Origin of the sequence: Bradyrhizobium erythrophlei, assembly GCF_900142985.1 — a bacterium.
GTDB classification, from domain to species: domain Bacteria; phylum Pseudomonadota; class Alphaproteobacteria; order Rhizobiales; family Xanthobacteraceae; genus Bradyrhizobium; species Bradyrhizobium erythrophlei_B.
This window is the reverse complement of record NZ_LT670849.1, coordinates 1,804,978-1,829,077: the sequence shown is the minus strand read 5'-3', so window position 1 is coordinate 1,829,077 and position 24,100 is coordinate 1,804,978. Positions and strand designations below refer to the sequence as shown.

General features: G+C 59.2%; 18 protein-coding genes. 9 read left to right on the top strand and 9 right to left on the bottom strand.

Annotated features, from left to right (window positions below):
• Positions 1-127 precede the first annotated feature (127 nt).
• Positions 128-1,177 carry an SMP-30/gluconolactonase/LRE family protein gene (locus BUA38_RS08600; RefSeq protein WP_072817553.1) on the top strand — a complete coding sequence of 350 codons (1,050 nt, stop codon included), beginning with the start codon at positions 128-130 and terminating at the stop codon, positions 1,175-1,177.
• Positions 1,178-1,718: 541 nt separating this feature from the next.
• Here the strand turns inward: BUA38_RS08600 and BUA38_RS08595 are convergent.
• Together BUA38_RS08595 and BUA38_RS08590 are read right to left on the bottom strand one after the other, a co-directional pair.
• On the bottom strand, positions 1,719-2,873 hold the full coding sequence (locus BUA38_RS08595) for an IS110 family transposase (RefSeq protein WP_072817552.1): 1,155 nt from the start codon (positions 2,871-2,873) through the stop codon (positions 1,719-1,721).
• A 460-nt stretch (positions 2,874-3,333) separates the two neighbouring features.
• The gene (locus tag BUA38_RS08590) at positions 3,334-4,257 is read right to left on the bottom strand and encodes a helix-turn-helix transcriptional regulator (protein WP_072817551.1); all 924 of its coding nucleotides are present in this window, start codon (positions 4,255-4,257) and stop codon (positions 3,334-3,336) included.
• 658 nt (positions 4,258-4,915) lie between these two features.
• Between BUA38_RS08590 and BUA38_RS08585 the strand changes: the two genes are divergently transcribed.
• On the top strand, positions 4,916-6,673 hold the full coding sequence (locus BUA38_RS08585) for a tannase/feruloyl esterase family alpha/beta hydrolase (protein WP_083587509.1): 1,758 nt from the start codon (positions 4,916-4,918) through the stop codon (positions 6,671-6,673).
• Positions 6,674-7,192: 519 nt separating this feature from the next.
• On the opposite strand, the gene BUA38_RS08580 is transcribed toward BUA38_RS08585, so the two are convergent.
• The 3 genes from BUA38_RS08580 to BUA38_RS08570 all read right to left on the bottom strand — a co-directional run bounded on the left by BUA38_RS08580 (position 7,193) and on the right by BUA38_RS08570 (position 10,078).
• Positions 7,193-8,200 carry a purine-nucleoside phosphorylase gene (locus tag BUA38_RS08580; protein ID WP_197685921.1) on the bottom strand — a complete coding sequence of 336 codons (1,008 nt, stop codon included), beginning with the start codon at positions 8,198-8,200 and terminating at the stop codon, positions 7,193-7,195.
• A gap of 611 nt (positions 8,201-8,811) precedes the next feature.
• A complete protein-coding gene (locus BUA38_RS37505; protein ID WP_072817548.1) occupies positions 8,812-9,255 on the bottom strand; it encodes an ankyrin repeat domain-containing protein in 444 nt (147 codons plus the stop codon).
• Positions 9,256-9,643: 388 nt separating this feature from the next.
• The gene (locus BUA38_RS08570; RefSeq protein ID WP_072817547.1) at positions 9,644-10,078 is read right to left on the bottom strand and encodes a tetratricopeptide repeat protein; all 435 of its coding nucleotides are present in this window, start codon (positions 10,076-10,078) and stop codon (positions 9,644-9,646) included.
• 671 nt (positions 10,079-10,749) lie between these two features.
• Between BUA38_RS08570 and BUA38_RS08565 the strand changes: the two genes are divergently transcribed.
• Positions 10,750-11,583 (top strand): alpha/beta fold hydrolase, encoded by an 834-nt coding sequence (locus BUA38_RS08565; RefSeq protein WP_072817546.1) that lies wholly within the window; start codon positions 10,750-10,752, stop codon positions 11,581-11,583.
• A gap of 10 nt (positions 11,584-11,593) precedes the next feature.
• Positions 11,594-12,970: a C4-dicarboxylate transporter DcuC gene (dcuC, locus tag BUA38_RS08560; protein WP_156898446.1), complete on the top strand. Its 1,377-nt coding sequence runs from the start codon at positions 11,594-11,596 to the stop codon at positions 12,968-12,970.
• Between the two features lie 16 nt (positions 12,971-12,986).
• Here dcuC and BUA38_RS08555 read toward each other — a convergent pair whose 3' ends face one another.
• Entirely contained in the window at positions 12,987-14,009 is a 1,023-nt protein-coding gene (locus tag BUA38_RS08555; protein WP_083587951.1) for a LysR family transcriptional regulator, read from the bottom strand.
• A gap of 135 nt (positions 14,010-14,144) precedes the next feature.
• On the opposite strand from BUA38_RS08555, the gene BUA38_RS08550 reads away from it, so the two are divergent.
• The 4 genes from BUA38_RS08550 (at position 14,145) to BUA38_RS08540 (ending at position 19,688) form a co-directional block, all read left to right on the top strand.
• The gene (locus tag BUA38_RS08550) at positions 14,145-15,548 is read left to right on the top strand and encodes a hypothetical protein (RefSeq protein ID WP_156898445.1); all 1,404 of its coding nucleotides are present in this window, start codon (positions 14,145-14,147) and stop codon (positions 15,546-15,548) included.
• 21 nt (positions 15,549-15,569) lie between these two features.
• The gene (locus BUA38_RS36580; protein WP_156898444.1) at positions 15,570-15,923 is read left to right on the top strand and encodes a hypothetical protein; all 354 of its coding nucleotides are present in this window, start codon (positions 15,570-15,572) and stop codon (positions 15,921-15,923) included.
• A gap of 506 nt (positions 15,924-16,429) precedes the next feature.
• The gene (locus BUA38_RS08545) at positions 16,430-17,455 is read left to right on the top strand and encodes a hypothetical protein (protein ID WP_072817542.1); all 1,026 of its coding nucleotides are present in this window, start codon (positions 16,430-16,432) and stop codon (positions 17,453-17,455) included.
• A 160-nt stretch (positions 17,456-17,615) separates the two neighbouring features.
• On the top strand, positions 17,616-19,688 hold the full coding sequence (locus BUA38_RS08540) for a 3-hydroxybutyrate oligomer hydrolase family protein (RefSeq protein WP_072825951.1): 2,073 nt from the start codon (positions 17,616-17,618) through the stop codon (positions 19,686-19,688).
• 196 nt (positions 19,689-19,884) lie between these two features.
• Here the strand turns inward: BUA38_RS08540 and BUA38_RS08535 are convergent, their stop codons facing one another.
• A complete protein-coding gene (locus tag BUA38_RS08535) occupies positions 19,885-21,237 on the bottom strand; it encodes an IS5/IS1182 family transposase (RefSeq protein ID WP_072817541.1) in 1,353 nt (450 codons plus the stop codon).
• 1,025 nt (positions 21,238-22,262) lie between these two features.
• Positions 22,263-22,466: a hypothetical protein gene (locus BUA38_RS08525; RefSeq protein ID WP_072817539.1), complete on the bottom strand. Its 204-nt coding sequence runs from the start codon at positions 22,464-22,466 to the stop codon at positions 22,263-22,265.
• Positions 22,467-23,176: 710 nt separating this feature from the next.
• Between BUA38_RS08525 and BUA38_RS08520 the strand changes: the two genes are divergently transcribed.
• Positions 23,177-23,617 carry a hypothetical protein gene (locus tag BUA38_RS08520; RefSeq protein WP_072817538.1) on the top strand — a complete coding sequence of 147 codons (441 nt, stop codon included), beginning with the start codon at positions 23,177-23,179 and terminating at the stop codon, positions 23,615-23,617.
• 25 nt (positions 23,618-23,642) lie between these two features.
• Here BUA38_RS08520 and BUA38_RS08515 read toward each other — a convergent pair whose 3' ends face one another.
• Positions 23,643-24,065 carry a hypothetical protein gene (locus tag BUA38_RS08515; protein ID WP_072825950.1) on the bottom strand — a complete coding sequence of 141 codons (423 nt, stop codon included), beginning with the start codon at positions 24,063-24,065 and terminating at the stop codon, positions 23,643-23,645.
• Positions 24,066-24,100: the final 35 nt, after the last annotated feature.

Genomic DNA, 24,100 nt, shown 5'->3' with positions numbered 1-24,100 from the left:
CAGACACATCCCACACCGGGACCCGATTTCTGCTTGTGGACCCGTCGGCGACGTAGACAGTTTGGGATTTTGCAGGGCAAATTAGCCGTTATCCAGGAAATCCTGGAGTTAAATTAGGGAGGAGAACATGACGCGAACTTGGTGCGCCGCTGTCTTGCTTGGCCTTATCATGGCGGCGCCTTCCGCCAATGCCTGGGATCGCGGCGATGTCGACCTACTGACGGTGCTGCCCAACACGTCCTCCGGCCAGCCATCTAGCGTTGAGGGCCTGACCGTCGGTCCGGATGGCAACGTCTACGTGACGACATTCGGCTTCAACGCCAGCGGCGCGCTGACGGGCAACGCGACGCTTTACGTCCTCAACCCGAATGGCAAGGTGGTGCGCCAGGTTACGATCGCAAATTCGAGCCCCCATACGCTTGGATTGCGCTTCAACCCCGTCAACGGATTCTTGCTGGTCCTCGATTTCGGTGCCGGCACGGTACTTCATGTCGACCCGATGAGTGGCTCGTCGAGTATCTTCGTTCCGGCGATCGCGAACTCCGGTCTCAATGCACTGACCTTCGACAAGCTCGGCAACGCTTACATTTCGGATTCGTTTAATGGCGTGATCTGGAAGGTCGGCCCCAATGGCGGGACGCCGACGGTCTGGTCGAACAGCCCGTTGCTTGGCCCGGGCAGCGGCCTGACGCCACCATTCGGCGCAAACGGCGTCGAATTCAGCAATGACGGCAAAGTCCTCTATGTAGCCAACACGGCGTTTCACCAAATCATCCAGATTCCGGTGAACCCGAACGGCAGCGCGGGTACGGCGTCCGTGTTCATCACCGGCATCAATGCGCCGGATGGAATAGCGCTTGATCGCGACGGCAACATCTGGATCTGCGCCAACCAGGAAGATGATATCGTCGTGATCGACAAGACGGGCAAAGTGATAGCGAAGCTGGGCGACTTCAACGGCTTCAACAAGGACGGCGTGGTCCGCGGCCTGTTATTCCCCGCGAGCCTTGCTTTCTCGCTCGACGGCAAAACGCTCTACGTCTCGAACCTGACCTTGTTCCTGCCGTTTGCGAGTGCGATGGCAGCCGTGGACTCGGCCTGGACGCTACAGGCCAAGCAATACACGGTGTCGGCGATCCGGGCGAAGATTCCGCCATTCAACTCCGACCGCGATTAAATCGGTGGCCGGTGGGCGGCGCGCTGCTCGTGGAATGGTACTACACTCGAGCCGTCTAGCGTCTGCCCATTGCCACGCCGCTGATTATAGGGATTGGCAGGTCTGATTATGGCCCATTGTTGACCTGCAGCATTTGTCGCTGCGTTGCCCCTTATCGGCGTAAAGCGGAGGTCGCTCCGCCACGTCGCTCATGTCGGCTTGCGACCCAAATGTATGGACCGGCTGCGTTTCGCAACAGAGATTGAGCGTAGGTATCGGAAGTCGCTGATAAGTATCCGGCCTCACATGATGATTCCTCTGTCAACGGTTTTCTGCCGACGGCGATCCGAGGTGAGCTCTCTTGCTGCAGGGCTTCCCTGCTAACCTCACATCCGGCGGGATGGTAATCCCGACCACTGTCCCGCATTCGGGACGGGAGAGCTTCGAAGGAACGGCACCACTCTGTGAAGACGGCGCCGAAGCGCCACGCCGGACAACGGCGACGTTCCCTCGGATCACCGGACCTCTGTGCCGTTGCAGCGCTGCCCGGTTTCGGCGACGGTTAGATGGAGGGCTTCATGACCGCACCCTCAAGCATCACACCGTCGATGACGAACCGCCATAAGGCAACCAGGAGTTTACGCGCGAGCGCGACCACCATGACCTTGCGAACGCGGCGGCCAGTCGAACCGACGCGCTCACGGAACCAGACCACCTGCGTGGTGCCCGGTTGGTAGCGTTGCCAAAGCCAGGTCAATTCGACCATCACTGTTCTGAGCCGACGGTTGCCCGCTTTCCCGATGCCCCGCTCACGATCGATGCCCCCGCTGTTATACGGGGTCGAGGTGAGGCCGGCGTATGACCCGAGCGCCTTGCCATTAGCGAAGCGTCGAACAAATGCTTCTCGCACCAGCACGGTTGCGCTCTGCACACCGATGCCGCGCAGGCGGATGAGTTGCTGGATCATTTTTCCGGCCTGGTCCGGAGCGTCAGTTTTAGCGACGGCATCACGTTCAAGTTCTAACTCCGCAATCTGCACAAGCACGAGTTCCAGCCTCGTAAGCAAACGCGCGATCTTGGCCAATGCATTTGGCGGTATCGGATTGCCAAGGCCGGTCCGCAGCTCAGTCAGCCGGCGGCGACGGCTTTGAAGAAGGGGATTGTAATCGTCCGCGCCCAGTGTCGCCAGAATGGCGCCGATCCGATTCACGAGGCCGACGCGCTCGGAGACCAGCTCACTCCGCTCCCGGACACACCGCCGCGCATCCTCATCGGCTTCGTCTGGGATTGGCACCATCGAACAGACGCGGGGCTCACCGCGAAGCCAGGCAAGCAAAGTGCGCAACAGCAGCTCCGCATCGATGCCGTCCGATTTGGCGCGACGCATGCGCCGGTCCACCGGTACACTCGAAGGCTGGACGACGTGCACCTCTATGTCATGCGCTATGAGCCATCTCGCCAGCCAAAACCCGCACCATCCGGCCTCATAGCTGGCGATCACGCGCTTGACCGGGCGACCAGCGGCAGCAGCTCGGGTTCGATAGCCATTAATCGCCACCAACAGATCATTTTTATTCGGCTCGATAGTCCGCTTTGCCTTGGTCTGCGAAAGGCCAGGCACCTGCGCCGCTAACACCCAGCTCTTGTTGCTCAACTCAATCGCTAGAACGAGCGTTTGATCGTAATCGACAGGCAGAATGTTGGTCGAATGATTCATGATCAGACCTCCGGTTTAGGAGGACGCAGCTTAGCTCCTCTGCGCCTCAATCATGGGATCTGTTTGATCGGCTCGCGGGCCGTAGCCTTGATGGGAATACGCACGCATCGTTGGTCTTATTCAGATTGCCATCACTTCGTTAGGGGACGCGTCGAGGATCTTCTCGTTGCGCAGGATATTTCACGCGATCTGCGCCAGTTCGTTTGCCAAAGCTGCTGCCAGCTTGTTGCTGTGCAGCCGTGGGGCAGCTGCGTTCTGCGGCCATTTTCGGGCGCATCAGGATGACTCTTGCCGCCTGGATGACAGGATCCTTAGATACTTGCTTCCTCGCCTCAACCATCTCGAGTTATGGTGCCGGGCCGGTCCTTCCTCCATACGCCTGGACGCTGCCGGATGGGAGAAGCACAAGAAGCTTGCAAATTGATGCTGTAACGCAGAACTGAATTTCGTGCGTTGGTTTTCAAATCACCTCAAGCTTGCGGACGACATCCACCAGATCCTTTGTGCTTTGTTTCAGGGTGCGGCCGCTCGTGTCGAGAACGGCTTCTGCCTGAGCATAGAGGCTCTCCCTGCTAGTCAGGATAGAGCGTAACTCCTCCATGGCTTTCGGGTTGCCTTTCATCGGGCGAAGGTCGCCCTGTTTGCGTACGCGCTGCATATGTTCTTCCGGGCGCGCTTTCAGCCAAACCGTGTGGAAATGGCGCAGAAGATAGGAAAAGGTTTCAGGCTCTGCGACGATCCCGCCTGCAACGGCAAGCACGGTTTCGGAAGTGGTCGCCACGATTCTTTCGAGCGCCTGTCTTTCGAGACGCCGGTAACCGTCTTGACCATACAACGCCATCACCTCGTTGGCAGAAATTCCGCTAACCTCTTCGATTTCGCGATTCAATTCCAAAAATGGCAAAGACAGCTCTTTGCTCATGATTTTCCCGAGCGTCGACTTGCCGGCTCCCCGGAGACCGATCAGGCATAGCCGTTTCTCCCGCAAGCGCGCTGGATCGCCGGGGTCGAGAAGTCGCATGACATTTCGGCGCTGTTCCAGGGTGGCTGTTCGGAAGAACTCGGAAAACCGGACAACTTCGGAGGACCAGGGATCATCGGCTCCGACGAGCCATTCGATGCGATGATCGAGCGCAAGCGACACTCGCCCAAGCAGCGCAATCGAGATATTTCCCTTTCCACCCTCGAGCTGTGCCAGATAACGCAAAGAGACTTGGGACAATTCGGCCAGAACACGACGGGAAATGCCTCTTCGTTCGCGAGCCTTGCGGACGCGTTCCCCGACAAGCGCGACGAACTTATCGGCGCTTTCTTGTACTTGAAGCCTTCGTTCCTTCAGCCGGCTGCTCTGTGAATGCCGCTCTTTGCCACGATCCAAAACCATGCGACGGAAGCTCGTTCGACGCGATGCCCCGAAAAACCAGGTCGGTTGTCTCCGCTTCCCAGAAAGCCTGACCGAATAAACGACCTTTGGCATACTCACGTAGTGGGAAAGCCTTGCCCCAAGCACGACAGTCGCCCCGGACGACTGCTGGTAACCCTACCTGACTCGGCAGACTCAAGCCATAAACCCCGTTGTCAGCATAGTCATTTTTATCGTCCGGCCGGCAATCCCAGGTTAGGCCGGAAATGAGCAGGCGTCCTTTCGCGGGGAAGATCCAGCACTGGCGTCCTTCGTGACGGTAACCGTGCGGGCCCGACTGACCTCCTGTTGGCGACCTTAAAACAGAGAGTGCGGCGAAGCCTCGGATGGTCCGACGCACTGAGGTAGGCACTCCCAAAGAAATTCTTTCAACGCCCTTACGGCAAGTCCATCAAAGACTGTCTGAATTCTGCTTGGGGACAGTTGAGAGCTGCGGCGCGACCAGAGCATTGTGCATTTTATTGCTTGCCAACGATCAAATGTGCATTATCATGCACTTCGCCTTTCAGGCGGAAAAAGAACGGGGAGGGGTTCTTTGAGACGACAGCCGTAGAGATTTCGTTCTCTGACGGGCTTATTTGCCCACCAAAAGATCAGCGCATTTTCGGAAAAATCGTGCATGCCGCGAGAGCGTCGTCGCGCGATGACTTCATCAAAAAACGGGAGGAAACAGATGAGACCGAATCGCTTGCAATTGGAGAAGCACAAGTCACTGTTTGGTTTAATGGCCGCCTTGATGTGTTCGAGTGCCTTCATATCAGGTGCCGCGGCTGCGCCGCTTCCGAGCTGCAGTGGCCTCGCCGCACAACTCCTGACGGGCGAAGGCGTGAGCGCTGCGACCTCGGCTGTCCAGCCAGCGGCTGGTGGGCACCTGTCCTACTGCCTCGTCAACATCACGGTTTCCGAGTTGGCTGGTCAGAAAGACGGATATCTGCCGGGTCAGAAGCAGATGATCAATATTGGAATCGGTCTGCCGCTGAGCCCCGCCGACGGCGGGACTGGAGGCTCCGTCGGCGCCTGGAATCAACGCATCCAGGATCTCGGTGGCGGCGGATACGCCGGATCGGTGGGGCCGGTTACGCCGGCGACGGACGCGAGGTATGTCGGCTCGTCGACGGATACGGGGCACCCAGCCTCGGCCGGCGGCACGTTTGCCTTGAACCCGGACAATACCTTGAATTTGGGCCTGATCAGGGATTTCGCGTTCAACGGGATTCACCAACAAGCCGTTTGGACAAAAAAACTAACCGCGATGTATTACGGCGAGGGGCCGAAATTCACCTATTGGAACGGCTGCTCGACGGGCGGTCGTCAAGGTCACCAACAGGCACAGAAATATCCCAACGACTTTGACGGGATCCTTGCTGGTGCTCCCGCTTTCAATTGGGACCGCTTCATTCCTGCAGAGCAATGGGGTGAGATCGTCATGAATCAGGAAGTCGGGGCGCCGATTTCCGTTGCGAAGCTCCAGGCTACGACCCAGGCGTCCATCGCTGCCTGCGACGCGCTTGACGGGATCACCGATGGCGTCATTCAGGACCCTCGCGCCTGCCATTTCAAGGCGAGTGCGCTTACCTGCACCGGGAATCCCGCCACTTGCCTGACATCCGCCGAAGCGAGCGCGGTCAACAAAATCTGGGACGGTCCTCCGGGCCCGAAAGCCGGCGAACGGCTATGGTTCGGGCTTGAACGCGGCACGACCTTCCTTGGGCTGGACGGCCCATCGCCATTTTCGATCTCCACTCAATGGTTACAGTATTGGGTCAATCAAAATCCCGGTTTCGATTGGCACACCATCACGGAGGCGAACTTCGCCCAGGAGTTCAAACAGTCAGAACTCAAGTTCCATGACGTCATCGGAACAGACGATCCGAATCTGTCTGAATTCCGTGAACACGGGGGCAAGATGATCATCTATCATGGATTGGCTGATCTGCTGATCATGCCACGAGGTTCGTACAACTACTACAATCGTGCCACCAAACACGCCGGCGGACTTTCGCAAGTTCAAAAATTCTATCGCTTCTTCCCGTATCCCGGCAACAGCCACTGCGGCGGCAATTTCGACCAGCCGAATGCCCCGTTGATCGACTCCTCGAGCTCAGGTGGCTTGTTCCAGGCTCTCGTCAATTGGGTTGAGCACGACGCAGCGCCTGACTCGATCATCGCCTACAACAACGCGAATCCGACATTGGCGACGGTCAGCCGTCCTATCTGCAAATACCCGGACAAACTCGTCCACAAGGGCGCGGGCAGCACGAACGTTGCCTCCAGCTTCGTGTGCCAACACGAGTCGCACGACGAACTAATGGCGGAGGAAAAAACGCTTCCGGACGCCGACCTGATCGAGGACCGTCACGACGATCACGATCATTGACCTCATTGGGTGGTTACCCGTTCGGGTCGTTTTGATCGAAGAGCGCGCGCGACTTGGTCACGCGCGCTCTTCTGCGACGGTCGTCGGAAAATGATCCATGCACGCCGATAAAAATCCACTCACCGGTGAAGCTTTCCGGCCGAGTGGCCGTTCTGCCAATTTTTGATCTCGGAGGAGCTCGCGTTCGCGAGTTGCGAAAGCAACGTCGCTAAAGGATTTCGATAGTTCGAGGAATTGGGCCAAGCTCCTAACCGCGGCCGCGACGCGTCGGCGCAGTCCCGCTTTAAATGGGGCCAGAAATTGGCTGCCTGACATGGGAACGCCTGTTTTGGGTCGTGCGCGTCGATGCGACGCGATCGAGAAACGGCGTCGAAATGGCGCGCCACGGCCGATAAAGATGGGCATTATTTCTTCGCCGTGGCGCTATGATGTTTGGAGTCTACGTACGCTGTCGTGGTCGCACCCGTTGGCGATCGACCCTTCGGCGAGATCGATCGCTGCAATACCAATCTGCAAGCGCTACTTCGGGACAGCGTGCTTCCACTTGTCCCAGTGGGCGACGACATCCTTGATGAATGGCGCGGACGCGATCCACAGATTGCTGATGGCGGGCACGAAACCGCCCGAGCCACCCTCGGGACCGCAACCGCACAGCGAGTGCCAGGCCGACTCGCCGGGATAGGGACGGTCAAAGTTCGAGGCGGTCCGCAGCACCGCAACGCGGTTGAGATCCACCAGTCCCGAGATGGCCCCGCGGGTCAGCGCCATGTACGTGGCGTTGTCCTCCTGTTGCGTGGTGCAATAGGTGCCCTTGCCGCCGGTCCACAGCGCGGTCCATGCCGCGGCCCGTTCACCCAGCTGGATGCCGTGAAACCAGGTATCGCCCGCCATCGTGTCGCACTGAATGACGCTTGGCGGGGCCTTGGCCTTCGCCTCGGCATAGTGGCCTCGATAGGCTGACGCCGTCGCATTGTCGTTGACCGTGAGATCCACCTTGCCGGTCAAAGCGAGGATTTTCTGCAGCAACGCTTCGTTCAACTGATACATCTCGCTGTGATATGGGGTCGGGATGGTGGGCAACGAGTTCCAGGGCTGCGTGGTCGTGTCGGTCGGAAAGATCGCGAGGTATCCATAGGGCCATGCCGGGGTGGTCGGATCGGCCACGGTTCCCGGAATCTCGCGCGCGTCGATCTCCCATGAAATGCCGTAGTCGATGAGATAGCGCGCCCAAGCGGCCGAGCCCGTTGTCCCCTGGTGAGGATCGATTCCCGCAATGCCGGCGATCAGGAAGTATGTGCGGCGCAGGTCGAACTTGTTACTGAGAATCAATGCCATGGTCGATGCTGCCACGTTCGCATGACCCTCGCCGGCGACCATCTGGCACACATCGTCGGAGTTGCACAGAATGTTGGGGTAGTCGGGCGAAAGGCCTCGAACGGGTATCGATTCAGTCAACCCGAGATTGGCCGTGAACGCCGATGCCTCGGAGAATGGGAAGGGGGTGCCGCCGAACATATTGATAATCATGACTTTCACGGGGCGCCCGTCATCGTCGGCGAATGCGGGACCAGTGCAGAGTGTGGCAACGAGGACGCTTGCGCCGGCTAGCAAGCATCTGGTCGTGGACAGGGCAATTTCGATGATTCTTTGGCCATGCATGGAAGGTCCTCCCTCTGGTGCAGATACTTACGTAGCAGGGTCGTTGAGACATGAATCGACCGCTTGCAAAGCATTTTCCGTGCCGAAACCATCAAGCGACCGCCCTACGCGCTATCCAGCTATGCATCGTAGTATTGCGATCGTGCGGCTGTGATCCCACTTTGGCCGGCGTGGGCGGTGGAAGAAATTATCCGCAGCCGAAATCAAAGGCCGGCAGCCGAGCGTCTTGGCGGGCTCGATCGGAGAAGCGGGGGGCAGGCTGCGACAGCGTGTCCTGGGGTAAATGGCGCGCCGCGGCCGATGAAGATGGGCACTACTCATTCGCCGTGGCGCTATGATGGGGCGCTCTGCGCCCGCCGATACCGATGAATGCTCGCCTGAGTAGCCGCGAACTCTACGAGGGTTGGCCGAGCGCCGGAGAACGGCACGTAAGGAAGTGAATCCGCCTTTGCGAAACTAAGCGCGCGGCTTCAAATGCGTCAGACGGTCGAGGAAATCTTTCGGCAGATGGCGTGCCCGCGCGCGATGTCGACGGCACTCCGGCCATGACTGTCAATGATCGACGGATCTGCGCCCGCCTTGATCAGCGGATCCAAAGTCTTCAGCCGTTTGAGCCGAGCAGCATAGAAGATCGGGGTCTCGCCATGAGCCCTGAGATTTAGGCGTGGCTTGACCTTCAGGAGTTCGCGACACAGCACATCGTCATCGCGCCATACCGCTGCCCACAGCGAATAGCTCGCATCCGCACCGCGCTTCAGGAGAAACCGCACCAAAGGCAGGTTCTCGCCGCGCGCGACGGCATACCAAAGCGGGGTCGCTCGGAAGTCGCCTTCGTCCTCGTCCATGGGCACCTCAACCTCCAAGCCCGCGCCCGCATTTAGGAGTGCGGTGACGGTCTTGATGCCGTTGGGTTCACCAAGCATGCTGGTGCCAGGCCTCACGGCGCAGGCGACATGGAGAGCTCTGCGACCTCCGGGATCTATGGTCTCTGCGAGCTCGGGAGCCGCAGCTAATATCATCTTGACCGCCGCGGTATCCCAGCGACTCGCCGCGTTGAAAAGCGCTGTCTTGGAGGGCGGTTTAATTTGCCTTGCGGTTGGGTGTCCCATGATGTCCCATCCGTCAACGGGTCGACCAGCAAGCGTAACGTAAATCAGGGATGAGAGTAGCTGCGAACCTTCTGGAAGCCGCTTGACGGTAGAGGAGAACAAGAGCGTAGGAAGGGGACCCTCGGCCATCTTCGAAAGTCCTGCTGCTCCCACGCTCAAGACACGAGCCAAACCCCGCCGTTGAGGAGTCGCATAGCGCACATCAACCGCAGTCCTTGTAGTTGGACGCCTTGCATTTCGCCGCCATCGCCTTCGCCTGGGCGATTTGCGCAACTGTCATTTCGGCAGCGCTGTAATCCCGGCTCGTAACGGAAGTGCTGTTGCCCTGTGCCACCGCCAGACTGTACCACATGTAAGCACGCACAATATCCTTGCCGACGCCTGTCCCACTTGCGTACTTGTTGCCAAGCCCGTGTTCCCCATGGGCATTTCCCTGTGCCGCAGACAGCCGGAACCACTTCAGTGCTTCGTTGTCGTCCCGGGTGACGCCCTTACCCATAGCGTACAAGTTGCCGATACTGCTCAGCGCGTCACGGTTGCCTTGTGCCCCTGCCAGTCGGTACAATTTCAGCGCTTCCTGGTAGTTCTGAGTAACGCCGCGACCGAGCGCGTACATCCTGCCCAGCAGATACTGCACTTTATCATTGACGGCATTACAAGGGGATTCAAATCCTTCAACGTCTTAGCGTAGTTCTGAGCGTCATATGCCGCCTCGGCGTCTTCGTACGGACCTGCAACCGCTTCAACGACGATAAGCGGCGCGAACGAAAATCCAAGTATCCCTAAAACCAACGTGACTTGGACAAGTTTGATCAATCGCATCGCTTCCCCCGGGTCCCAGTGGTCTTGATTGTGACCGGCATCACCGGCTCGATCGCTTTTAACCACATCGATATCGATCCCGACGATGACACAGTTTTCCAAAAATTCGAAAGATCAAGTTGAATCGGGAAACAGGCCGCGGAGCGACCGCCGCCCTGAAGGTCGGACTAGCCGAACAAAATCCAACAAAATGCAAGCCCCAGGGATAGGCGCGGCGTTCAGACCCTGGCCATCAATGCCTCTTGCAGCCTGAGCGTGCACAGCGAGGTTAGCCTGCATCTCATACTTGGATCGTATCGCATCATGCGTCCCCGGGGTATTTGACCTATCGGCAGCAAAATGTACTTTTGTCGATCAACGCGAGCGAGACGTCATTGATGTCCGCATGTCTGCATTTTGCAGGCTGCAGCGATAGAAAGAGCCTTTGCGAGACGGAATGCACGAAATGAATTCATACCGATTCGCCTCGGTCGTTAGATCGGCTTCATGATTTGCGACGCTCCAGTATCAGTGCCGGTGTGCCCGCCGTTGCAATTCGCAGCACTGCCTAATGGTCAGTTAGCGTTTCGATCTCGCGGGGACGGAGAAGCAGTCGTCTTTCTGCACGGTTTGCTCGGCAGTTCGAAAAGCTGGGCCTTTCAGTTTGCTCATCTATCCCGGAATTATCGCGTAATCGCTTGGGACGCTCCGGGTTATGGACAGTCCGCGCTCGTATCAGCCTCGATTGATGCGTATATCCAAGCTTTGTGTGGGCTCGTCGCCAGTATCGGCCGGCCAAGAATTTCTCTTGTCGGACATTCCATGGGTGGAGCGGTTGCCGCATGTTTCGCCGCAAGGTTTCCAGAGCTGGTTTCGCGCCTCGTATTGTCGTGCTCGCATGCCGGTTATGGCGATCCTCAAGCCGCACCGATGCCCTCAAAGTTCGAGAGCCGGATGCGCGAGTTTTACGGGATCGGTCCGATTGCATATGGAGCAAACCGCGCGCGCGATCTCCTGCCCGCGTCCGTCCCCACCTGTGTGTTCGACCATGCCGCAGAGATCGCCTCCGAGGTCAATCCGGAAGGCCTGCGTCGCGCGACACGGATGTTGCAGCGTGCAGACAATCGTTCGCTGCTGCCCACACTCAGGATGCCGATCCTGGTTCTGACCGGCGAAATGGACACGGATGTTCGGCCGGACTTGAAAGCCGACCTACTCAGACTGACACCCATGACGAGACATGTCGAAATGCCGGGCGTTGGCCACGCTCCTTATTTCGAGATGCCTGATTCCTACAGCGAGCTCATTGAGGGCTTCCTGTCGGAAGAACAGCAAGAATGAGGAGCCGCTCTTGTTGGGTCTCGTTATAGGTGTTGCTGTCGTTGTCGTTGCTGCGGCGATGATCATACGGAATTACCAACCGCAACCCGTTTTGTTGGTGGCCGGATTGGTCCTGCTGGTGTCGGCCGCGACGCTGTTTCCCGACCAGTTCATCCTGCATCAGAAGGCCAAATCGACAGGATGGATGGGTTTTGACGTTTTTGCCGTCGTGAAGGATTCGCTGGTCACGCAGATGAGCGGGATCGGGTTGATCATTATGGCGTCTGCCGCGTTCGCCGATTACATGGACCACATCGGTGCAACGGCCGCCATGGTTCGGCTTTGCATCAGACCACTCAGGATGATCAAGGCGCCCTATCTCGTTCTGACGTTGGGCTACATTCTCGGCCAAAGTCTTCACGTCGCCATTCCGAGCGCCGCCGGGCTCGCCATGCTTCTGCTGATGAGCTTCTTTCCGATGATGGTTTCACTCGGTGTAAGCAAGCCAGCAGCAGCAGCAATGATTGCACTATGTTCGTTCATGGATCTCGGGCCGGCAGTGGGGACGGCAAATCTAGCCGCCAAGACGGCGGGAATCCCGCCGGCAGTTTACTTTGTTCAGCATCAGATACCGGTAGCCGTGTGGGTCATGGCAGTGGTCGCAATCCTCGTCCTTGTTTCTTCGCGGTATTTTGACAGGAAAAACAACGTCGCCATCAGGGTGGTGGACTCCGATACCGCAACGGGCGAGCAGATCCGTGAGGATTCGCGCGGCTTCTATGCTTTGCTGCCGCTCTTTCCGATCACTCTGATCCTGGTGTTCAGCCCGCTTCTCGTGGGTGAGGTAACCATCGACGTTGTCACCGCCATGGTACTCGGCTCGGCGGCGGGCCTCGCCTGCGAGCTCTGCGTGCGGAAGGACGTCAGGGACGTCCTGAAAGGCTTCCAAATTTTTTTTAACGGCATCGGATCAAGCTTCGCCAGCGTCGTGTCGTTGCTGGTCTGTGCCGATGTCTTTGCACGCGGGCTGGAGGCCCTAGGAACGGTAGACTACCTAATCGACTCCGTGCGCGACGCGGGATTCGGCGTTGACGCCATGTCCGTGGTCATGACGTTGATTGTCGCTATGACCGCCGTGATCACGGGTTCCGGAGTCGCGGCGTTTTTTTCATTCTCGAGCCTCGCACCCGCCATCGCGACGAAGTTCGGGGTCGGTGCGGTCACGTTGCTTCTCCCGATGCAACTCGTAGCAGGAATGGGACGCGCAATTTCTCCCGTGTCCGGCGTGATCGTTGCGGTCAGCAAAGCCGGAGAATGCCCCCCATTCGAAATCGTCAGGCGGACGCTGATCCCATCCATCGGCGGGATGATCACGATGATCGTCATCAACTATCTCAGGAATGGATGACCTGAGATACACCAAACTAAATTCTTTTCCCCTTCGATGCCGCGGACACTTTGGCCTTTTTTGACTCGTTCTTCGCGCGCGAGCCGTTACCCGCTTCGCTCGAAGGCGGCCTTGCCGTCGTGGCGCGGGGTGGTTTGAGCCCTTGCTCACTGATTTCAATAAAATCGGTTACGATCGACCGGGCCTCGCCACGCCGATAGACGAGAGTCAGTGGCGCAATCAAGGACGGCGCATCCAATATCGGACAATACGCGATGCCTTCCTGCCGAACTTCCCGAATCGACGCAGGGACCAGCGAGATGCCGATGCCGGCGGCGACCAGATTGATGCTGATCAGCATCTGCTCCACCTCGGCAACGACGAGAGGTTCGAAGCCGGCCTTGTAGCAGGCCTCAATGACGTTGGCGTACATGCCCGGAGCGGCATGGCGGCGTACCAGGATCAGCCGCTCGGCCGCCAGCGCTCGTAACGGCACCGGCGCGTTCTCGCCGGAAGCCGTGCGTTTGACGAGGTGATGGTCGCGCGGCAGCGCAACGAGCATGTTTTCCCGGGTCAGCTCCTCGAAAATCAGCCCCGCCGGTCGCGCCACGGCTGCGCGAATGATGGCCACCTGCACATCCTCGCGTAGAAGCGCTTCGGTCAGGCCAGCCGCGCTGCTCGCGTGCAGATCGAGCGCTATCGCGACGTGGCTATCGGCGTAGGCGCGCAACACACGCGTCACTCCGGGATGCAGTGAAGCCGAAGTTGTCAGGCCGATCGAGATCCGGCCGCGCTGGCCCATGGCAGCGGTGCGAGCTCGCACGCGGGCGCGCTCGACCCCGCTCAGCACCGCGCGCGCTTCCTCCAGAAAACCCTCGCCGGCCGGCGTGAGCTCCACGCCCCGTGGCAGCCGGGTGAAGAGCTTCGTGCCCAGTTCTTTCTCGAGGGCATGGATCTGCTGGCTCAGCGGAGGCTGCTGCAACCCGAGCCGGGCCGCAGCACGGGTGATGTGCCGCTCTTCAGCGACAGCCAGGAAATACCGGAGATGACGCAAATCCATGCGCAAGTGGTCCATACGTAACAGATATGAACTATACGGTTACAATATATTTTACAACGGATCTGACGTCTGCAAGTCTGACTTGGGAGCTGCCGCCAACAGAGCAGCGAGTACATGGGGGGAATCATGTTGCATTTGAGCGGCGCGAGCCGAATCGAGTCAGTTAAGGCCAGCCGCGCGGCACGCGCTTGTTTGGTTCTCCCGGCCGCCGTCGCCACAACATTGATGGTGGGCGGAAGCTCTGCAAAGGCACAGACCGCCTCCAATCCCATCGAAATCCTGTTCGTCGGCAACAGCTTCACGCACGGGAAATACCCGCCTGCGCTCAACTACAATGCTGGCACCGCGGCTTCCGTCGCAAATCCGAACCTCGTTCACGACTTGCTGTGCCCGGCAACCACCGCGACCGGACCGTGCACTTTGGGCGCCGAGGCGGTAGCGCCGGTGACGCCCACGACAGCCAATACCCCAGGGGGCACCCTGCTGGGGCAATTGAATTATCTGCAAAGCAATCCGTCGGCTCAGTTCACGGAGGTTGGGCCGTTCGGCGGTGTCGCCGGTGTCTTTCTGCAATTCACCAAGGAAGCCGGGCTGCATTACGACGTCTCATTGATCGCCGTCAGCAGTGCGACGCTCACCGGCTATCTCAACAACAAGGGCAGCGAGGCCGGAATGCTGCCGCTGATCGCCAGCGCCAAATGGGATCACGTCGTCATGCACGACCAGAGCTTCCGGCCGCTGCCGACGACGGTCACGGTCAATGGCCTGAGTGTGCCGACGCGTGGCGTTCCCACGGGGTTTCAGTCGGGCGTGAGTGGCCTGATCAACGCCATTCAGGCTGCCGATGCTGCGGCGAGCAAGAAGAATGCCGCCATAACTCTCTATGAGACCCAGCCGCTGGCCTCCTATGGCTATACCAGCAGCAATCCGGACGCTCCGATCTTCGGCAGCAGTACGGCCGCGCAGAATGGCGGCAATCCGGCTTTTGCCCCCTACGTGGGCGCCATCGACCCAATCGCCCAGATGGCGTCGGATCTGCACAACGCCTATACAGGCGAAGCAAGCGCGTATGACGCCGCCAATCCGACTGGCTCCCACGTCGACGTTGCACTCGCCGGTGATGCTTGGGTGAGTGGCATCAATCTCGGCATAGCGGTCGAGAACCCTTACTTGCCGCGCCATCCCCGCCAGCAGGTCGATCTTTGGGACAGCAACCCATTGACGGGGTGCTGCACCACACCGATCGGCTATCATCCCAGCAGTTATGGCGTCTATCTCGATGCACTCGTGATCTTCTACAAAATCACGGGCGTCGACCCTCACACGTTGCGTGCCGAGAGAGACGAGCATAGCCCGCTTTTCGAATCGTCCGCGGCGCATGCGCTGGGCATTTCGGCAAGAGACGCCAGGTTGTTGGCCATTGCTGCACGCGAGACTGTTGATGCCGGGATGCCCATCTGCCGTCCTCATGCGGCTCCCGTCTGGCCTTGCGCCATGCTTCGGCGGCCTCCCCAAGACGATGATGACAACCACGATTGACGTCGCCGGCGGACATCGACCATGTCCGATCTGATTTCCGCTTTCGGGACGAAAACGGACGTAGCGGAATTTATGAGGACACGCCCTAGTTTTCCGGTGCTGCTTGCAGGTTGGGTTTTTCGTGCGCTATTCCAGCGCACATGGATGACCATTTTCTTTCGACGAATTGTTTGGACTCATGAATTGCAGTATTGCCAAAGCAAGTCGCTCCTCAGACAAGCGCTGTTCGACGAACCGCAACTCAATGTCGCTCAAACCGGATCTGAGGAGGCCTTGATAACGGTCAATGTTGCGTTGGTGGGCACGCAAACGAGTAGTTCTTTCGTACATAAACGCCACTCCCGTCATACAATCTTAGAATCACCATTACGTTGAGTGCTGTGCGAATAATTTCTGAAGCCCGCGTGCAAGCTGTCGGGCTCACGGGACAATGTGGACTTCCTCGCCAATCACACGAATGGTGACGCAGTTGCTCTTCGCCGGCTCCCGGCCGAGAACCTGGAGGTCGACCTGCACTTTGGCCTAAGAATTACCTCATCGGCTGAAAGACGTGTCCCGGCCGGTCTACTACCGAGCCCTCTTCAGCGCGGTGGAGTAAAGTAGATATCGCGTGGCACGCGTGTGAACTGGCTCACAATAATGGTCATTCCGGACTCATGCGAGCGCAGCAATATGTCCAGTCTTTGCACTTCTTTGCATCCGCCTTAGGAGGGTCCTTAGGAAGGTCAGCAGACCTGCCGTATTCGCAGCTAATCGTGTTTCATCGTGTTTTAAAACCGGTAGTTGCCTTTATGGAATGGAATTTCTAGGCCTGATCGCCTAAGATTCAAGCGGCGGTCGCAAGTCCATCCATTGAAGCGAATGCCAGGTGGAAGGGGACCATGACCACCAAACATTTTCACGTTGCGGCCATCATCGTGGTTCTGCTGCAGGTCAGCGCCGGAGGATTGGCGAGCGCCGCGTCGTCAGGCAAGAGCGTCGAGATCGGTGCGAAGTTTCCCGACCACTTTCTGGTGATCCAAAACTTCTATCTCGGCAAGCCGGTAATTGGCTTTGGCTCCGATGTCGGCCGCGTCGACCGCGTCCCGGTGATCTTCCTCCACGGCAACAACGACACTCCGTTCGCGACCGCCTGCAACCCCTTTGGGCGCATGCAGGCCTTCGCGCAATTCTTCCTCGATCACGGCTATCGCCCGAGTGAGCTCTGGGGGCTGGGTTATCAAGGCGATCAGTGCGACCTGATCCAGAACAATACCCTTCGCTCAGGCATCTCACACACGACTGCTGCGGCTGTGCCGATCCTGCGCCAATTCGTACAGGCGGTTCTCGACTTCACCGGCGCCAAGCGCGTCGATATTGTCGCCCACAGTCTCGGCGTGACCGTGGCGCGCGAATGGATGCTGCAGGACAATGCCTATAGCAAGGTGCGGGGGCTCGTCGCCATCGAAGGACCTAATCACGGTATCATTGACTGGTCGCCCAACCCGGCCAACTTCTTCCAGCAGGCGGCCTTCGGCGGCTTCACGCCGAATAGCGCGCTATGCGACGAGTACGGTTCCGACCACACTCAGTTGCTCACGGTCCTGAACGCAGCAGGCGAAACGCCCGGTCCCACGCGCTACCTAGTCATCCGCAACAAGCCGGGAACACCCGACTTCGTCTACAACGGCCTGCCGGACGGCGTCTTCGCCGGCCTTCCCGCCGAGGATCGCGACGGCAAGCCGCACGATTTCACCGCCAGCGGAGGTCTCGTCGGCGCCAAGACAATTGACCTTGTCGGCCAGGCGCAATTCGACACAATCCTCTCCACCAGCCATCTCGGGATCCTGAACTCTCCTGAAACGCGCAGCGCCGCGCTGCAGTTCCTGGGCTCGTTACGAGGACGGGCCAATGAGGGCGAAGATTAGGTCAAGTTGACCGCTTGCCGGTGAAGTACCCTCGATTGACTTGGCACCAGGCTTTCACAAGGCGAACAATTCGCAGGTGCTGCTAGTGTCGCTGTCGTGCATTGATGGATTACGCGAGAAAATGCTTGGCAAGAGCCAGCACCACAAGGGAGAGAAGTTCATGCGCAGGGTTGCCCGGCTTTCAGCCGCATATTTCGCATCCGCCTCGGTTCTGGCGTTCGCCATTGTCATCGCGAACACGCGCGCTCTGGCCGATCCGGACGAAGGCGTGCTGCATACCCATTATGACGGCGTGACCAACGATCTCTTGACGGCGGGGCTTGGCAAATCGGGGCTGGGCTCCGCGACGGCGCCCACTTTCGCAAATCCGCTCATTCCCACCGCTGAGGAACTGCGCCGGGCGGCGATCTACAACAACTACCGCGCGCTGATCGATCCGACGGCGGGCGGCGGATACGGCTTGCTTTACGGGCCGAACGTGAAAGCCGACGGCACGGTGACGGCGAGCGAGGGCCTGATCGCGGGCGACGAATATATCGCCTTCGAAAAGCACGCAGGCGGCCGCACCCGCGTCACCATGATGGTGCAGGTGCCTGACAGCTTCTCACCCACCGCAGCCTGCATTATCGCAGCACCCTCATCCGGCTCGCGCGGCGTTTACGGCGCGATCGCGACCGCCGGCGAATGGGGTCTCAAGCACGGCTGTGCGGTCGCCTACACCGACAAGGGCACCGGCACCGGCGCGGACGATTTGCAGAACAATACCGTCGACCTGATCCAGGGCCAGCGTGCGGATGCGGTGCAGGCCGGCGATGACTCCAACTTCACGGCGCCGATTTCCAGCAAGGATCGCGCGGCATTCAACACGGCTACGCCCAATCGATTTGCCTTCAAGCACGCCCACTCGCAGCAGAATCCCGAGAAGGACTGGGGCCAGAACGTGCTGCGCTCGATCAAGTTCGCTTTCAGCGTGTTGAACGACAAGCTTGGCCGCCGCGGTCTCCACTTCGACAAGCACAACACCATCGTGATCGCCTCGAGCGTCTCGAACGGCGGCGGCGCGTCGGTGCGCGCGGCGGAGCAGGATGACGAGCACCTGATCGACGGCGTTGCGGTCGGCGAGCCGAACGTCAATCCGAAATTCACCCCGCAGTTCACGATTCGACAGGGCAGCGGCCAGCCATTCGCCGCGCACTCTAAGCCGCTGATCGACTACACCACCTTCATCAACGTGTTTCAGGGTTGCGCCAGCGCGGCTGCCGCCAACGCCACCGCACCGCTCAACCTGGCGCCAAGTGCTGCGCGCTGCGCGAGCCTGCATGCCAAGGGGCTATTGTCCTCGACCACACCGGGCGCGCAGGCCACCGAGGCGCAGGCGATCATGAACAATTTCGGGCTTCTGCCCGAACAGAATGTGATTCAGCCGGGCTACTGGTTCGCCTATGTCCACCAGGCGATCTCGGCGACCTATGCCAACGCCTATGGCCGCTCCAGCGTGCTCGACAATCTCTGTGCGTTGAGTTTCGGCTCAACCGATGCATTGGGAACCCCGATTGCCCTGGCGGCGACGCCCGAGGCGCAGATTTTCGGCACCAGCAACGGCATTCCGCCGACCTCCGGCGTCAACCTGATCAACAATGCCGCGCCTGGCGGGCCGAAGGAAGAACGCGTCTCGACCGCAGATCAGGATCTCGATGGCGCGCTGTGCCTGCGCTCGCTGGCGCTCGGGCGCGATGCTGCGACCGGCGCGGCCCTTTCCCGCGCGGCTGCGAACCAGGCGCGCGGCATCGAACAAGGCGTCGACGAGATCATCGCCAACGGCAACCTGCACCGGATTCCCACTCTGGTCGTCGCGGGGCGGAACGATGCGATCCTGCCGCTGAATTTCGCGGCGCGCGCCTATTTCGGGCTGAACAACGTCGTCGAGGGCTCGCTAAGCCCGCTGCATTATTACGAAGTGACCAACGCCCAGCACCTCGACAGCTTCAATCAGTTCCCCGGCTACAACGCGCTGTTGATTCCGCTGCATCGCTACTTCATCCAGGCAATGGACCTGATGTACGACCACTTGCGGAACGGACGGGCGCTGCCGCCGAGCCAGGTCGTGCACACGACGCCGCGCGGTGCGGGCGCGCCGCCGATCACGCTCACCAACGTGCCGCCGATCGCGGACGCCCCGGCGGCCAATGTGCAGATCACCTTCGCAGGCGGCCAAGTGAGGATTCCGGATTGACGGAACCCACGCACGAAACGGTGCGTGGCCCGCTCCCGGTCACTAGCTGACTTGGCGGCGGGATCACGGAATGTCCCGCTTTACCTCGACGAGCGGAAGTCGTGGGGTATCTAGTCATGTCGGCTAAGTGCCGATTCCGTTGAAGAAGTCGGCTCAAGATCGAAGTAACTAAAATTGGCGGCAAGCTGGCCGTTTCTCAGGCCGGCTTTGGTTGCGGCATTGGGATCAGCTTGGCTAGTTTCCGAAGGTTCTGGGCGGTTGCTGCGAGTAGGAACTCGTCATGGGCGCCGTTTGGTCCCCGTAGTCGCAGTCGGTCCAGCTTGAGAATGCGCTTGAGGTGAGCGAACAGCATTTCGACCTTCTTGCGCAGCCGTCGTGATGTTCGACCTTGCCAAGACCTGGCAATCTGGCGCGCCATATCACGGGCGTGCTCGTGGATCGAGCGTGGCACCTTCCGAGCAGGTGTGCTCGGGCAACACCGCGCTCTGAGAGCACAAGCGCTGCAATCTGCCTTGCTTGCCCGATAGAGCAAGGTATCGCCGTCATTGACACGTGTGCCTGTGGTGGTCAGGGTCTTTCCACCAGGGCAGATATAAACGTCCTTGGTTTGATCGTAGTTGAAGTCCTCGCGTGAGAAGGTGCCGTCCTTGCGCGCCGATTTGTCGAACACGGTCACATGCGGCTCGATCCCTTGTTCATCGACCAGCCAGCTCAGCATCTCGGCCGAACCATAGGCACTGTCACCAAGTAATTTAGACGGGTGAAGCGCAAAGCTCTTTGCGGTTCGCTCGATCATGCGCTTAGCCGCGAGAACTTCCGCCTGCCGGATAGCGGTGGTTGGTTCGACATCGACAATGATCGCATGCTCAACATCGATCAGATAGTTTGTGGAGTACGCGAAGAATGCCTGTCCGCCATGGGCACCCGTCCAGCGTGCTGCTGGATCGGCCGGAGAGATGAACTTGGGAACGATCTCGGTCGCGGCCCCAAATGCCGCATCGTCCAATACGCCCAGATACTCATTAATGGCGCGGCTCGCAGCTTCCGGAGGTAGTCCCTTCTCACCTTCAACGCCATTCTGCCGATTGGCATCGGCCCTGATCAGGCTGGCATCGACCGCAAAACCTTCTCCGCCAACCAGCCCCTCATTGATGCAGCGGCGCAAGATGGTCTCAAACAGCCGTCGCAGCAGATCGCTCTCGCGGAAACGACCATGGCGGTTCTTCGAGAACGTCGAGTGGTCGGGGACATCGCCATCAAGCCCGAGGCGGCAAAACCAGCGATACGCCAGGTTCAGGTGGACTTCTTCGCACAGGCGCCGCTCAGATCGGATCCCGAAGCAGTACCCGACCAGCAGCATTCGGATCATCAATTCCGGGGCGATCGAGGGACGTCCGATGGTGCTGTAAAACGCAGATAGCTCCCGTCTCAGTTCGCCCAGCTCTACGAACCGATCGATCGACCGTAAAAAATGATTGGCCGGAACGTGTCGCTCAAGCGAGAACTCATAGAACAAAGCAGCCTGTTCAACCTGCTGATGCCCCATCATGATTCAGTCCTCTCATAACGACTGAATCAGCGAACCACTCCCCGCGCAACCAAAGACTTTTTCAACACAATCTGCCAGACTCGGATGTTGGTCGCGTTGAATTCGCTCGTCAGGTACATCACGGCGGATTCAGACTTTGACCTTGTTAGGTCGAGAAATAGAAAAGAAATTGTTGCGTTGCAATCGCCGAAGTCTCACCGCGTAACTGACAAATACGACTCGGGTTTCCAATTAAACGCGACGGTACAAGTCCTCGACGTCGTCGTTCACAAGCCGAATGCATCCGCAAGCAACGAGATGCCCAATTGTCTTCGGCGAATTTGTTCCATGGATAATCAGGTCAGGCTTGTTTAGCGAAAGCGCGCGTGAGCCTACTGGACTCCCGGGATTGCAGCCGTCGCAAGCAATGCAGTTGCACCCTTGGCGGTGTCAGCACCGGCAAGCCGCCAATCTGGCCATTCAAGCTTGCTCATGATGTGAAAGAAGCTGCCTCCCCCTTGAGGCACTCTTGCGCGATCCCGATCCCGTAGCGGTGCACGGAATTCGCCATTCCGCACCGGTGAAGAACCATGCGGAGAAAAGCGCTCATTTCACTTTCACCTTCAGCCCGCCGGTCAGTCGGCGGCACTGTTGGGTGGGGGCGGCAATGTTGCTTCCAAAAGACTGCCGGGTATCCCGAGAGTACGTCGCGATCGCGAGGTGAGATGCTTTAATCTGGCATCGTATTTCACAGCCAGATCCAGCAATCGTCGCTTGATGAACGGGTCAGCCTTCTCGGCGAGAAACGGCAATGCTCGGCGCGCTGTTTCAGAAATTCACCATCCATTACACCCACCCCTGGACGCAACAACGCACTAATAAACAATCGAGTGATCCAATCGGAACCAAGGGCTGCGGGCAACACAAAACCGCCGTTGCAAAGCAACAATCCCCAGCCGGTCGACGCTCGGATGATCGAGTGGCTTTCCAACAATCATGCGAACAGGTCCGCGCCGACCGGTGTGAACTTCAGATAGGTGCCGCTCTCATGGCGCCAGCGTCAGCCCAGTTCGATCGCGCGCTAGCGCGGAGCGGAATTGACCTGGCGCGGCGCCCGCATCGAGGAATGGCTGGTTCACCAGCTCGATGAAGATGCGGCCGTCCTGCACCGCCTCCATTGTACTGGCAATCTCAACCAACCTGCGAGCTGCTACGGGATCAGTGAAGGCGATCGGCTCGACGAATTTCATTGTCTCGATCTCTCGCTCAAATGTGCTGGCGGTGGGCGCGGCGGAACAATTTTTGGCAAACGCGCCACAACAGCCCCCTATTGTGCCACTGTTTTTTTGGGCACACCTTAAGGGAATCTAGCTGCTAAGTCGTTGAACTTGAAGGCTCGGTGGTGGGCGCACGAGGGATCGAACCTTGGACCTCTCGTGTGAAAAACACCAGAGCGCGGGATGGCTGCTGTGTGGCGTCCAATAGGCCAATCGCACCTTCTCTGCCGAGAGTTGACGAGCAACTCAAAAAACGCATGGGGCCGTCTCGCGCGGCTTTTGGTGCCGAAGATCCCGGAACCCGACTTGCGGAAGCATCACAGGCGCCTCGCATCACGAAAATTTCAGGTACCTCAAGTGAGGTCCATCGGGCCGGTCCCATCTCCGAAGGTGGGGCGGATGGTGGGGCGGAAGGCGAAGTTTTGCTCGATTTCCGCAGAAAAAGTGGGGGCGCGGCTGGCATCACCACAGCCGCGCCCCGCAATCGCCGGTCAATGGGGCAGGGGGGATAACCGGCTGCGAGGATGACGCACAGTCAAAAAGATCGTTCCAACCGGGCCTGCTTTTTTTCAGATTTTTTCGCCGCCACACTTTTTTCGCACCGTGGACGAAAAGCCGAGAAACCTTTGTGGTTTCGACCGCGTTAACGACCCGCCAACAGGTCACGGACCGCGGGACAAGAAATGTCACGGCTCACAACGGGGATTTCGGGCGCAATTGCCCTCGTGCTGATTTCCGGCGCAGCGCAATTTGCGATGGGCCGCGACCTGTCCGGTATCCCTGGCCGGCTTGCGCCACTCCAACAGTCATCGTCGAGTTCCTATGCGCCGTCGGGTTCTACCGCGCCGGACATGGTTGCGGTCAACCGTGGCGCCAAGGCAGACCGGGCCATGGGACCGTCAGGGTCGCCCGCGCGGTTGCAAACCATCTCGCTGAAGCTGGACGGCGTTGAAGATACGTCGGTATTGGTACGAATGCCCGCGGCTGGCGCCACGCCTTCGCCGTCGACGGCGTCGTCTCCCGCCAAGCCCGCTACGCGCAAGCCGATGGCGGCGTGCGAGCCGGTGGTCAGCGCCTTGACCGAAGTCGCCAGACGGCTTCAGCCCGGCCGCTGCGTCACCTGATCAAAGTTTGTTTTCGGAAGACCGATTACTCGGCCGGCGCTTCATGCTGCGAGGACGACCGGCTGGCAAACAGACCCAAGGCAAGTCCGCCGACGGCCAGCAGCGGCACCAGCCGTTTGACGCCGATGGCGCGGGCGGCCTGAATGCCGGCAGCAACAACCATGGGATCGGTAAGCGCCGTATGCAACGCAGACTTTGGCGCCTCCCTGGCGTCCTGGCTGATCTGGCTTCTCCGCACCGCGTAGACGACGATCCCGATCAACGTGATCCCAAAGAAAATCGCCGCACCGGTCAGGCAGGCCTCGATCAGCCCGTAGTTTTGCAGCACGTAGACGAAAGCGGCCGCGCACAGGAACGAAATCGTAACAAAGGACGCGATCGCAATCGCCGCGGCGAGCGACGTCATTCTGACGGCCACTCCTGTCGATTCCTTGAGGTCGTCGATCATCCGCACCAGCGTCACTCCGTTCCGTCCGTTACACG